Here is a 12781-nt window from a genome sequence, read left to right as displayed (position 1 = left end):
GGTGCCCGGCGGCGACGCCCGTCCGCCCGCGCCGCATCCGCGCCCCGGTGGGACGGTCACACCGCCCGCGGGCCGACGGTAGCCTTGCCGCCCGTGATCGAAACCCTCATCTGGATCGCCGTCGCGGTGGTCGCGATCGGTATGTACCTCAGCTGGACAGCCGGACGGCTGGACCGCCTGCACACCCGCATCGACGCCGCCCGTGCCGCCCTCGACGCCCAACTCCTGCGCCGTGCCTCGGTCACCCAGGAACTGGCCACCTCGGGTGTCCTCGACCCGGCCGCGTCCATCGTGCTGTACGAGGCGGCGCACGCCGCCCGGCAGGCGGAGGAGGAACACCGCGAGGTCGCGGAGAGCGAGTTGAGCACCGCGCTGCGGGCGGTCTTCGGCGAGCCGGCCCAGGTGGAGACCGTGAAGGAGATCCCCGGCGGCGAGGAGGCGGCCGTTGAACTCGCCGCCGCCGTGCGCCGGGTCCCGATGGCCCGGCGGTTCCACAACGACGCGGTGCGGGCGGCGCGTGCGCTGCGGCGGCACCGCACGGTGCGGTGGTTCCGGCTGGCCGGGCACGCGCCCTTCCCGCTCGCCTTCGAGATGGACGATGAACCACCGGTCGCCCTCGCGGACCGCCCCGTCAGCTGACCCGGCGGCCCGCCCCACCCCGTACGTGACCGGGCTCACAAGCCATCCCGTACACGTTCAAAACGATCCACCGGCCTTCCATTGGCCCTTGCTGTGGACTGGTCCCGGAGAGTTTGCTCAGCACTGCATCAATCAGCGCTTTCAGCGACTTTTTCTCCGAGTGAGGTCGATCCGTGTCCACGCTTCCCACCACCCCGCAGTCCGCCGACTCCCCGGCCACCGGCACCGCGCGCGTCAAGCGTGGCATGGCCGAGCAGCTCAAGGGCGGCGTGATCATGGACGTCGTCAATGCCGAGCAGGCGAAGATCGCCGAGGACGCGGGCGCCGTGGCCGTCATGGCCCTGGAGCGGGTGCCGGCCGACATCCGCAAGGATGGTGGCGTGGCCCGGATGTCCGACCCGAACATGATCGAGGAGATCATCGAGGCCGTCTCCATCCCCGTGATGGCGAAGTCGCGCATCGGGCACTTCGTCGAGGCCCAGGTCCTGCAGTCCCTCGGTGTCGACTACATCGACGAGTCCGAGGTGCTCACCCCGGCCGACGAGGTCAACCACAGCGACAAGTTCGCCTTCACCACCCCGTTCGTCTGCGGCGCCACCAACCTGGGCGAGGCCCTGCGCCGTATCGCCGAGGGCGCGGCCATGATCCGCTCGAAGGGTGAGGCCGGCACCGGAAACGTCGTCGAGGCCGTCCGTCACCTGCGCCAGATCAAGAATGAGATCGCCCGGCTGCGCGGCTACGACAACAACGAGCTGTACGCCGCCGCCAAGGAGCTCCGCGCCCCGTACGAGCTGGTCAAGGAGGTCGCCGAGCTCGGCAAGCTGCCCGTCGTGCTGTTCTCCGCGGGCGGCGTCGCCACCCCCGCCGACGCCGCGCTGATGCGCCAGCTCGGTGCCGAGGGCGTCTTCGTCGGATCCGGCATCTTCAAGTCCGGCGACCCGGCCAAGCGCGCCGCCGCCATCGTCAAGGCCACCACCTTCTTCGACGACCCGAAGATCATCGCGGACGCCTCCCGGAACCTGGGCGAAGCCATGGTCGGCATCAACTGCGACACGCTGCCCGAGGCCGAGCGCTACGCCAACCGTGGCTGGTAAGCACTGATGAGCGACACCCCTGTGATCGGAGTCCTGGCTCTCCAGGGCGACGTACGGGAACATCTGATCGCCCTGGCCTCGGCGGACGCCCTGGCCAGGCCGATCCGGCGTCCCGAGGAACTCGCCGAGGTCGACGGCCTGGTCATTCCCGGTGGCGAGTCCACCACGATGTCCAAGCTGGCGTCCCTGTTCGGCATGCTGGAACCGCTGCGCGAGCGGGTACGGGACGGAATGCCGGTCTACGGCACCTGTGCCGGAATGATTCTGCTCGCCGACAAGATCCTCGACCCGCGCTCGGGCCAGGAGACGGTCGGCGGGATCGACATGATCGTGCGCCGCAACGCCTTCGGACGGCAGAACGAGTCCTTCGAGGCGGCCGTGGAGGTTGCCGGTGTCGAGGGCAGCCCGGTGGAAGGCGTGTTCATCCGGGCTCCGTGGGTGGAGTCGGTCGGTGCTCGGGCCGAGGTGGTGGCCGAGCACGGTGGCCACATCGTCGCCGTACGTCAGGGAAACGCCCTGGCGACGTCCTTCCATCCTGAACTGACCGGGGACCACAGGGTTCACGCGTTGTTCGTGGACATGGTGCGCGCAGTCGGCTGACTCGATCCCGGTAGGATCTCCCGGGTTCGGATCGATTTTTGGTGACGCGAAGGAGAAGGCAGATGTCCGGCCACTCTAAATGGGCTACGACGAAGCACAAGAAGGCCGTGATCGATGCCAAGCGCGGCAAGCTCTTCGCGAAGCTGATCAAGAACATCGAGGTCGCGGCCCGTACCGGAGGCGTGGACCCCGATGGGAATCCGACCCTCGTCGACGCGATCCAGAAGGCGAAGAAGAGCTCCGTACCGAACAAGAACATCGACTCCGCGGTCAAGCGCGGCGGTGGTCTCGAAGCGGGCGGCGTCGATTACCAGACGATCATGTACGAGGGTTACGGCCCGAACGGCGTCGCGGTGCTCATCGAGTGCCTCACCGACAACCGCAACCGTGCCGCGTCCGACGTGCGTGTCGCCATGACCCGCAACGGCGGTTCGATGGCCGACCCCGGTTCGGTCTCGTACCTCTTCAACCGCAAGGGCGTCGTGATCGTCCCCAAGGGCGAGCTGACCGAGGACGACGTCCTGGACGCCGTGCTCGACGCGGGCGCCGAGGAGGTCAACGACCTCGGTGAGAGCTACGAGGTCGTCAGCGAGGCCACCGACATGGTCGCGGTCCGCACCGCGCTCCAGCAGGCCGGCATCGACTACGACTCGGCCGAGGCCAACTTCCTGCCCACCATGCAGGTCGAGCTGGACGAGGAGGGGGCGCGCAAGATCTTCAAGCTGATCGACGCGCTGGAGGACAGCGACGACGTCCAGAACGTCTTCGCCAACTTCGATGTCTCGGACGAGGTCATGGAAAAGGTCGACGCCTGAGCCACGCTCAGCGCAGCCCTCACGGACGGGCCGACGGGGACACACCCCGTCGGCCCGTCGCATTGTCAGTGCGAGCCGATAGCCTGCGGGAACAGTTGACCGATCGGTACGGAGGGGGCGTCCATGCGGGTAATCGGTGTCGACCCGGGGCTGACCCGGTGCGGTGTCGGCGTCGTCGAGGGCGTAGCCGGTCGGCCCCTGACGATGCTCGGCGTGGGTGTCGTCCGGACCTCGGCCGATGCGGAACTCGGCCACCGGCTGGTCGCCATCGAACGCGGCATCGAGGAATGGCTCGACGAGCACCGGCCCGAATGCGTCGCCGTGGAGCGGGTGTTCAGCCAGCACAACGTCCGTACGGTGATGGGCACCGCCCAGGCCAGTGCGGTCGCCATGCTCTGCGCGTCCCGGCGCGGCATACCGGTCGCCCTGCACACGCCCAGCGAGGTCAAGGCGGCCGTCACCGGCAGCGGCCGCGCGGACAAGGCGCAGGTCGGCGCGATGGTCACCCGGCTGCTGAGACTCGACGCCCCGCCGAAACCCGCCGACGCGGCCGACGCCCTCGCGCTCGCCATCTGCCACATCTGGCGAGCACCCGCCGTCAACCGCCTCCAGCAGGCGCACGCGGCAGCGGCCGCGGCGGCCCGCACCCCGCGCGTTCCCCGTACACCCGCAGTTCCCGTCCGGAAGGTCCCCCGATGATCGCCTTCGTCAGCGGCCCAGTCGCCGCACTCGCCCCGACCACGGCCGTGATCGAGGTCGGCGGCATCGGCATGGCCGTCCAGTGCACGCCGGACACCCTCGCCGGGCTCCGGATCGGCAAGGAGGCCAGGCTGGCCACCTCCCTCGTCGTGCGGGAGGACTCGCTGACCCTGTACGGCTTCGCCGACGACGACGAGCGGCAGGTCTTCGAGCTGCTCCAGACCGCCAGCGGGGTCGGCCCCCGGCTCGCCCAGGCCATGCTCGCCACCCACAGCCCGGACGCCCTGCGGATCGCGGTCGCCACCGGCGACGAGAAGGCGCTCACCGCCGTCTCCGGCATCGGCAAGAAGGGCGCGCAGAAACTCCTCCTCGAACTGAAGGACAGACTCGGCGAGCCCCTCGGCGCCCACATCGGTCAGCAGGGCATCGGCACCGCCGTCACCTCCTCCTGGCGCGATCAGCTGCAGGCCGCCCTGATCGGCCTCGGCTACGCCACCCGCGAGGCCGACGAAGCGGTCGCCGCTGTCGCCCCGCAGGCCGAGGCGGCTCTGGCCGAGAACGGACAGGCGCCCGTGCCGCAACTGCTGCGCGCCGCGCTGCAGACCCTCAACCGCGCGCGCTGACCCGGGCGCGGCACATCCGGGGACACCCCGACGCCGGGCCGGGCACCGCACGGCACCGAAACACCCGAGGCGGGACAGACTGAATGAACTGGGACGAGACCGGACCCGACACCGACGAGCGATTCGACGAGCGCCTTGTCGCCGCCGGCGCGGACGGCGAGGACACCGCGGTCGAAGCGGCACTGCGGCCGAAGGATCTCGACGAATTCGTCGGCCAGGAGAGGGTGCGCGAACAGCTCGACCTGGTCCTCAAGGCGGCCAGGGCCCGCGGCGCCACCGCCGACCACGTCCTGCTCTCCGGCGCGCCCGGCCTCGGCAAGACCACCCTGTCCATGATCATCGCGGCCGAGATGGGCGCGCCGATCCGGATCACCTCGGGCCCCGCGATCCAGCACGCGGGTGATCTCGCCGCGATCCTCTCCTCCCTCCAAGAGGGTGAAGTCCTCTTCCTCGACGAGATCCACCGCATGTCGCGGCCGGCCGAGGAGATGCTCTACATGGCGATGGAGGACTTCAGGGTCGACGTCATCGTGGGCAAGGGCCCCGGAGCCACCGCCATCCCGCTGGAACTGCCCCCCTTCACCCTGGTCGGAGCCACCACCCGGGCAGGACTGCTGCCGCCCCCGCTGCGCGACCGCTTCGGCTTCACCGGGCACATGGAGTTCTACGCCCCCAGCGAGCTGGAACGCGTCATCCACCGCTCCGCGCGCCTCCTCGACGTGGCGATAGACACGGACGGCGCAGCCGAGATCGCCGGGCGCTCCCGCGGCACCCCCCGTATCGCCAACCGGCTGCTGCGCCGCGTCCGGGACTACGCACAGGTCAAGGCCGACGGACGGATCGACCGCGCCGTCGCCGCCGTGGCGCTCGGGGTGTACGAGGTGGACGCCCGCGGCCTCGACCGGCTGGACCGCGCGGTGCTCGGCGCCCTGCTCAAGCTTTTCGGCGGCGGTCCTGTCGGGCTGTCCACCCTCGCGGTCGCCGTGGGCGAGGAGCGCGAAACCGTGGAGGAGGTCGCGGAGCCCTTCCTGGTGCGCGAAGGGCTGCTGGCCAGGACGCCGCGCGGGCGTGTCGCGACACCCGCGGCCTGGGCCCATCTCGGTCTCGTGCCTCCACAGCACGGCGGAAAGGGACAACAGGGCCTGTTCGGGGCGTGATGCGTCACAGGTTCACCCGGACAGGAACCACCGGGCGTCGCGGGGCGTTGTTCCATCGATGCGGACTCGCTTAGACTCCGCCGATGCCGCCCTTAAAGGTCGGTGTACCCACCCCCGTAGATCAGGCCGCCTTCCAGCGCGGTCGTGCGAAGGAAACTCGTCCCGTGAATCCCGTGACTCTCCTCCCCTTCATCGTGCTCATCGGGGCCATGTTCCTGATGACGCGGTCCGCCAAGAAGAAGCAGGCGGCCGCCGCCCAGATGCGCAATGAGATGCAGCCCGGCACCGGCGTCCGGACGATCGGGGGCATGTACGCCACCGTCAAGGAGCTTCACGACGACACGGTCCTCCTTGAGATCGCGCCCGGCGTCCACGCCATCTACGCCAAGAACGCCATCGGCGCCGTCCTCGACGACGCCGAGTACAACCGCATCGTTCACGGCGACGGCGAGGACGCCCTCGACCTCGACGGCACCGTCGTGCCGGACGACGCCTCCTCGCTGACCGAGGCGGGCGACGACGAGGACACCTCGGACGACGACGCCAAGATCGACCTGGGCAAGAAGGCCGAGGCCGACGACGCAGAGCCGACGGACGCCGGGTCCGACAAGTCCGACAAGAAGTCCGAGGGCAAGACCGACGGCGAGGCCGACGCGAAGTAACCCACGACCCGGGGAGTGTCGTGGGCCCACCGGCGCCCGGCACTCCCCGGACCGTGCGATCTTCTGCGGGGGCGGGTCCCCACTACACTTCGTGGCCGCTCGGGCGCGCACCCGGCGCGGGGCGGTTGGACAGGGAGAAACGAGAAGGTGGCAGCACCGAAGAAGAGCCGAGGGCCGGCCGGCGGTCAGGGCAGGCCGGGGCGTTCCCTGGCTCTGATCCTGATCGCCATGGTCGCGCTCACCGGCGGGATGTTCCTGGCGCATCAGCCGACGCCACGACTGGGCATCGACCTGGCGGGCGGCACGTCCATCACGCTTGAGGCGAAGAGCGAGCCGGGGCAGGAATCGGCGATCAACAAGACCAATATGGACACGGCGGTCCAGATCATGGAACGCCGTGTCAATGGTCTGGGTGTCTCCGAGGCCGAGGTCCAGACACAGGGCGATCGCAACATCATCGTCAACATCCCCAAGGGCACGAACTCCGCCCAGGCCCGCGAGCAGGTCGGCACCACCGCCAAGCTCTACTTCCGGCCGGTGCTGACCGTCGCTCAGGGCACACCCACTCCGACGCCCAGCGCCTCGTCGTCCGGCAAGCCCGATGCGTCCACGAGCCCGAGCGCCTCGGCGGGTGACAAGGGGAAGGCGACGCCGAACGCGAGCGCCACGACCCAGGGCCGCGCGGTCACCGACGGCCTCAAGGCCGACTCCACGCCGGACCCCAAGGCGAGTGGTTCCGCCGCCACGACGCCGTCGCCCTCCGCGTCCGCTCCCTCGGCCGAGGAATCCGCGGCCGCCACCAAGCTGCAGCAGCAGTTCGCTGACCTCGACTGCTCCAGCAAGGCCTCCCGCTCGAAGGCCGCACAGGGCGCCAAGCCCACGGACACGGTCGTCGCGTGCAGCTCCGAGGGCGACGCCAAGTACGTTCTCGGCCCGGCCGAGGTGTCCGGCACCGAGGTCAACAACGCCAAGGCCGGCTTCGACCAGCAGCGCGGCATGTGGATCGTCAACATGGAGTTCACCAAGAAGGGCTCCAAGGAATTCCAGACGATCACGAAGAAGCTCTCCGCGCAGCCGTCCCCGCAGAACCAGTTCGCCATCGCCCTGGACGGCGAGGTCGTCTCCGCCCCTCAGGTGAACACGACGCTCAGCGGCAGCGCCGAGATCTCCGGCAGCTTCACCCAGCAGTCCGCCGATGACCTGGCCAACGTGCTCTCCTACGGTGCGCTCCCGCTCTCGTTCAAGGAGCAGAGCGTCACCACCGTCACCGCCGCACTCGGTGGCGAGCAGCTCCAGGCCGGCCTGATCGCCGGTGCCATCGGTCTGGCTCTGGTCATCATCTACCTGGTGGCGTACTACCGCGGACTGGCGTTCATCGCGCTCCTGAGCCTGCTGGCCTCCGGCATCCTGACCTACACGCTCATGTCGCTGCTCGGCCCGGCCATCGGCTTCGCGCTGAACCTCCCGGCGGTCTGCGGCGCCATCGTGGCCATCGGTATCACCGCGGACTCCTTCATCGTGTACTTCGAGAGGATCCGCGACGAGATCCGCGAGGGACGAACGCTCCGCCCGGCCGTCGAGCGTGCCTGGCCGCGTGCCCGGCGCACCATCCTGGTCTCCGACTTCGTGTCGTTCCTCGCCGCCGCGGTGCTCTTCGTGGTCACCGTCGGCAAGGTCCAGGGCTTCGCGTTCACGCTGGGTCTCACCACCCTGCTCGACGTGGTCGTGGTCTTCCTCTTCACCAAGCCCGTCATGACGCTGATGGCCCGTACGAAGTTCTTCTCCAGCGGTCACCCGTGGTCCGGACTGGATCCGAAGCGGCTCGGCGCCAAGCCGCCGCTGCGCCGCTCGCGCCGTGTCAACGCCCCCACTGACCCGAAGGAGGCGTGAGATGTCGCGACTCGGCAGTCTCGGCGCCCGTCTCTACCGAGGCGAGGTCGGCTACGACTTCATCGGCAAGCGCAGGATCTGGTACGGGATCTCGATCCTGATCACCATCACGGCCATCGTCGGCCTGGCGGTCAGCGGCCTGAACATGGGCATCGAGTTCAAGGGCGGCGCGGTCTTCACCACGCCGAAGACGAGCGTGGGTGTCACCGACGCGGAGAAGCTGGCGACGGAGGCCTCCGGACACCAGGCGATCGTCCAGAAGCTCGGCAACGGCGGTCTGCGCATCCAGATCACCGAGGTCGACACCGCGAAGTCCGACCAGATCAAGGACCAGCTCTCCGAGGACCTCAACGTCCCGACGGAGAAGATCGCCGCCGACCTGGTCGGCCCCAGCTGGGGTGAGCAGATCGCCAACAAGGCCTGGACCGGCCTCGGCATCTTCATGGTCCTGGTCGTGATCTACCTGGCCATCGCCTTCGAGTGGCGCATGGCCATCGCGGCCCTGGTCGCGCTGATCCACGACATCACCATCACGGTCGGGGTCTACGCCCTCGTCGGCTTCGAGGTCACCCCGGGCACCGTGATCGGTCTGCTGACCATCCTCGGCTACTCCCTCTACGACACGGTCGTCGTCTTCGACAGCCTCAAGGAGGGCACGCAGGGGATCACCAAGCAGACCCGGTGGACGTACAGCGAGATCGCCAACCGCTCCATCAACGGCACGCTGGTCCGCTCCATCAACACCACCGTCGTGGCGTTGCTGCCGGTCGCCGGACTGCTGTTCATCGGTGGCGGTGTCCTCGGTGCCGGCATGCTGAACGACATCTCGCTGGCGCTCTTCGTCGGCCTCGCGGCCGGTGCGTACTCCTCGATCTTCATCGCCACGCCGCTCGTCGCCGACCTCAAGGAACGCGACCCGCAGATGAAGGCCCTGAAGAAGCGGATCCTCGCCAAGCGTGCGGCCGCGGCAGCCAAGGGTGAGTCCGCCGAGGAAGACCGGCCGGACGACGGCTTCCCGGCGGACGCCGCACCCGCCGCCGCGGTCGTCGGCCAGCGCCAGCAGCCCCCCAGGGGCCACGGCCGGACCCCGGGGAAGCGTTGATGACCAGCACCACCGCGACCACCCGCGAGCTCCTGCTCAGCCGGATCCGCGATGTGCCGGACTATCCGAAGGAGGGCGTGATGTTCAAGGACATCACCCCCCTGCTCGCGGACCCGGCGGCGTTCACGGCCCTCACCGACACCCTCGCGGAGCTGTGCGTACGGCACGGCGCCACGAAGATCGTCGGCCTTGAGGCGCGCGGCTTCATCCTGGCCGCCCCGGTCGCGGTCCGGGCCGGGATCGGCTTCGTACCCGTCCGTAAGGCGGGGAAGCTGCCGGGGGCCACGCTCAGCCAGGCGTACGAGCTGGAGTACGGCACCGCCGAGATCGAGATCCATGCGGAGGACCTGTCCGCTGACGACCGGATCATGGTCATCGACGACATCCTCGCCACGGGTGGCACCGCCGAGGCCTCGCTGGAGCTGATCCGGCGGGCCGGAGCCGAGGTGGCGGGCGTCGCGGTCCTCATGGAGCTCGGCTTCCTGGACGGGCGCGCCCGTCTGGAGCAGGGTCTGCGCGGTGCGCCGCTGGAGGCTCTGATCACGGTCTGAGCAGCAGCCGACCGCAGATGGCAACGGCTCATGAGCGAAGGACGGGCACCCGGGAACAACCGGGTGCCCGTCCCGCGTTGTCAGGGGTCCCACGGTCCCCGGGGGAGGTCCGGCCACAGGATCGATACGATGGCCTTTCCGGGTATCCGGATCCGCATGAGGAGCGCTCTTGCCAGACGAGGCCCAGCCAGTCGCCGCCCCGCAGCCCGACAAGCACGCGGCGGCCCCAGCCGCGCCTGGGAAGAAGCAGCCCGCACAGAAGCCGAAGCCCCCGGCCCCCGAGCCCGGCACGGGCCCGGAGCGGGCCGGTGCCGCGACGCTGCGCCCGGCGCCCGCTTCCCCCGCTCAGCCGGTCGCCCCCGCCTCCCCGGCCGCGTCCGCCCCGAAGCCCCCGGCGAAGCCGGTGACCCCGGCTGCTCCAGCGACCCGCTCGGGCGGCTCCTCCAACCGGGTCAGGGCCAGGCTCGCCCGCCTGGGCGTGCAGCGCTCCAGCCCGTACAACCCGGTCCTCGAACCGTTGCTGCGCATCGTCCGCAGCAACGACGCCAAGATCGAGACCGCCACGCTGCGCCAGATCGAGCGCGCCTACCAGGTCGCCGAGCGCTGGCACCGCGGGCAGAAGCGCAAGAGCGGCGACCCGTACATCACGCACCCGCTCGCCGTCACCACGATCCTCGCCGAGCTCGGCATGGACCCGGCGACGCTGATGGCGGGACTGCTGCACGACACCGTCGAGGACACCGAGTACGGCCTGGACACCCTGCGCCGCGACTTCGGCGACCAGGTCGCGCTGCTTGTCGACGGCGTGACCAAGCTGGACAAGGTCAAGTTCGGCGAGGCCGCACAGGCCGAGACCGTACGCAAGATGGTCGTCGCCATGGCCAAGGACCCCAGGGTCCTCGTCATCAAGCTCGCCGACCGGCTGCACAACATGCGCACCATGCGCTACCTCAAGCGGGAGAAGCAGGAGAAGAAGGCCCGCGAGACGCTTGAGATCTATGCCCCGCTGGCACACCGCCTGGGCATGAACACCATCAAGTGGGAGCTGGAGGACCTCGCCTTCGCGATCCTCTACCCCAAGATGTACGACGAGATCGTCCGCCTGGTCGCCGAGCGGGCCCCCAAGCGCGACGAGTACCTCGCCATAGTGACCGACGAGGTCCAGGCCGATCTGCGCGCCGCCCGGATCAAGGCCACCGTCACCGGCCGGCCGAAGCACTACTACAGCGTCTATCAGAAGATGATCGTGCGGGGCCGGGACTTCGCGGAGATCTACGACCTGGTGGGCATCCGGGTCCTCGTCGACACCGTCCGCGACTGCTACGCGGCGCTCGGCACCGTCCACGCGCGATGGAATCCGGTCCCCGGCCGGTTCAAGGACTACATCGCGATGCCCAAGTTCAACATGTACCAGTCGCTGCACACCACGGTGATCGGTCCCAGCGGCAAACCCGTCGAGCTGCAGATCCGCACCTTCGACATGCACCGTCGCGCCGAGTACGGCATCGCCGCGCACTGGAAGTACAAGCAGGAGGCCGTCGCGGGCGCCTCCAAGGTGCGCACCGACGTCCCCAAGAACACCGGGCGGGGCCAGGACACCGTCAACGACATGGCGTGGCTGCGCCAGCTCCTGGACTGGCAGAAGGAGACCGAGGACCCCAGCGAGTTCCTGGAGTCCCTGCGCTTCGACCTCTCCCGCAACGAGGTCTTCGTCTTCACGCCCAAGGGCGACGTCATAGCGCTCCCGGCGGGTGCGACGCCGGTCGACTTCGCGTACGCCGTGCACACGGAGGTCGGCCACCGGACCATAGGAGCGCGGGTCAACGGGCGGCTCGTACCGCTCGAATCGACCCTCGACAACGGCGACCTGGTGGAGGTCTTCACCTCCAAGGCGGCCGGCGCCGGGCCCTCCCGTGACTGGCTGGGCTTCGTCAAGTCCCCACGCGCCCGCAACAAGATCCGCGCCTGGTTCTCCAAGGAGCGCCGCGACGAGGCGATCGAGCAGGGCAAGGACGCCATCGCGCGTGCCATGCGCAAGCAGAACCTGCCGATCCAGCGCATCCTGACCGGTGACTCCCTGGTCACCCTCGCCCACGAGATGCGCTATCCCGACATCTCCTCCCTGTACGCGGCGATCGGCGAGGGCCACGTGGCCGCCGCCGGTGTCGTGCAGAAGCTGGTGCAGGCGCTCGGCGGAGAGGACGCCGCCAACGAGGACATCGCCGAGAGTTCGCCGCCCTCGCGCAGTCGCAACAAGCGCCGCTCCAACGCCGATCCGGGGGTCGTCGTCAAGGGCGTCGAGGACGTCTGGGTCAAGCTCGCGCGCTGCTGCACGCCCGTGCCCGGCGACCCGATCATCGGCTTCGTCACCCGCGGCAGCGGCGTCTCCGTGCATCGCGCCGACTGCGTCAACGTCGACTCCCTGTCGCAGCAGCCGGAGCGGATCCTGGACGTCGAGTGGGCGCCGACCCAGTCCTCGGTCTTCCTGGTCGCCATCCAGGTCGAGGCCCTGGACCGGTCGCGGTTGCTCTCCGACGTCACCCGCGTCCTGTCCGACCAGCACGTCAACATCCTGTCGGCGGCCGTGCAGACCTCCCGGGACCGGGTCGCCACCTCGCGCTTCACCTTCGAGATGGGAGACCCGAAACACCTCGGGCACGTACTGAAGGCGGTACGGGGTGTGGAGGGTGTCTACGACGTCTACCGGGTGACCTCGGCGCGCAGGCCGTAGCAGGCGCTTTGCCGCTCAGCCCGGCTCCCTCGGGTTCCTCCCGGACAGCGGCTCGCGCGGGACGACCCCGCCGGGCGGAGCCGCCGGGGGGAGAGCCGGACACGCTGTCGGGCCGACGTGTGGAGCCGGTTCCCCGCGGACCCCGTGGTCAAGGTGCGCGAGGCATTCCGCCATGCCCCTCGACCGCGCGGAGAAGAGCAGCGGCCCGGCTGCTGCCG

General features: G+C 69.6%; 12 protein-coding genes. All 12 read left to right on the top strand.

Annotated elements, in window-relative coordinates; genetic code table 11:
* Positions 1-141 precede the first annotated feature (141 nt).
* The 12 genes from ABZ826_RS08120 to ABZ826_RS08065 all read left to right on the top strand — a co-directional run bounded on the left by ABZ826_RS08120 (position 142) and on the right by ABZ826_RS08065 (position 12563).
* Complete coding sequence (locus ABZ826_RS08120; RefSeq protein ID WP_361444376.1) at positions 142-639, top strand: hypothetical protein; 498 nt, start codon at positions 142-144, stop codon at positions 637-639.
* A 173-nt stretch (positions 640-812) separates the two neighbouring features.
* Positions 813-1733, top strand: coding sequence for a pyridoxal 5'-phosphate synthase lyase subunit PdxS (pdxS, locus tag ABZ826_RS08115; RefSeq protein ID WP_361444020.1), 921 nt, complete (start codon positions 813-815; stop codon positions 1731-1733).
* Positions 1734-1739: 6 nt separating this feature from the next.
* The gene (gene pdxT / locus ABZ826_RS08110) at positions 1740-2333 is read left to right on the top strand and encodes a pyridoxal 5'-phosphate synthase glutaminase subunit PdxT (protein WP_361444017.1); all 594 of its coding nucleotides are present in this window, start codon (positions 1740-1742) and stop codon (positions 2331-2333) included.
* A gap of 62 nt (positions 2334-2395) precedes the next feature.
* Positions 2396-3148 (top strand): YebC/PmpR family DNA-binding transcriptional regulator, encoded by a 753-nt coding sequence (locus tag ABZ826_RS08105; protein WP_361444014.1) that lies wholly within the window; start codon positions 2396-2398, stop codon positions 3146-3148.
* Positions 3149-3271: 123 nt separating this feature from the next.
* Positions 3272-3847 (top strand): crossover junction endodeoxyribonuclease RuvC, encoded by a 576-nt coding sequence (gene ruvC / locus ABZ826_RS08100; RefSeq protein WP_361444011.1) that lies wholly within the window; start codon positions 3272-3274, stop codon positions 3845-3847.
* Entirely contained in the window at positions 3844-4470 is a 627-nt protein-coding gene (gene ruvA / locus ABZ826_RS08095) for a Holliday junction branch migration protein RuvA (protein WP_361444008.1), read from the top strand. Before ruvC ends, ruvA begins: the two co-directional genes overlap by 4 nt.
* 83 nt (positions 4471-4553) lie before the next feature.
* Positions 4554-5627 (top strand): Holliday junction branch migration DNA helicase RuvB, encoded by a 1074-nt coding sequence (ruvB, locus tag ABZ826_RS08090; protein ID WP_361444005.1) that lies wholly within the window; start codon positions 4554-4556, stop codon positions 5625-5627.
* 164 nt (positions 5628-5791) lie between these two features.
* Positions 5792-6289 (top strand): preprotein translocase subunit YajC, encoded by a 498-nt coding sequence (yajC, locus tag ABZ826_RS08085; RefSeq protein WP_361444002.1) that lies wholly within the window; start codon positions 5792-5794, stop codon positions 6287-6289.
* A gap of 147 nt (positions 6290-6436) precedes the next feature.
* Positions 6437-8179, top strand: coding sequence for a protein translocase subunit SecD (gene secD, locus ABZ826_RS08080; protein ID WP_361443999.1), 1743 nt, complete (start codon positions 6437-6439; stop codon positions 8177-8179).
* A 1-nt stretch (position 8180) separates the two neighbouring features.
* Positions 8181-9281, top strand: coding sequence for a protein translocase subunit SecF (gene secF, locus ABZ826_RS08075; protein ID WP_361443996.1), 1101 nt, complete (start codon positions 8181-8183; stop codon positions 9279-9281).
* Entirely contained in the window at positions 9281-9832 is a 552-nt protein-coding gene (locus ABZ826_RS08070; protein WP_361443993.1) for an adenine phosphoribosyltransferase, read from the top strand. The genes secF and ABZ826_RS08070 overlap by 1 nt, the downstream gene beginning before the upstream one ends.
* A gap of 169 nt (positions 9833-10001) precedes the next feature.
* Complete coding sequence (locus tag ABZ826_RS08065) at positions 10002-12563, top strand: bifunctional (p)ppGpp synthetase/guanosine-3',5'-bis(diphosphate) 3'-pyrophosphohydrolase (protein WP_361443991.1); 2562 nt, start codon at positions 10002-10004, stop codon at positions 12561-12563.
* Positions 12564-12781 lie beyond the last annotated feature (218 nt).

Source organism: Streptomyces sp. NPDC047515 (assembly GCF_040643055.1).
Classification (GTDB): Bacteria; Actinomycetota; Actinomycetes; order Streptomycetales; family Streptomycetaceae; genus Streptomyces.
The sequence above is the reverse complement of the archived record's forward strand: the minus strand, read 5'-3'. Positions and strand labels throughout refer to the sequence as shown.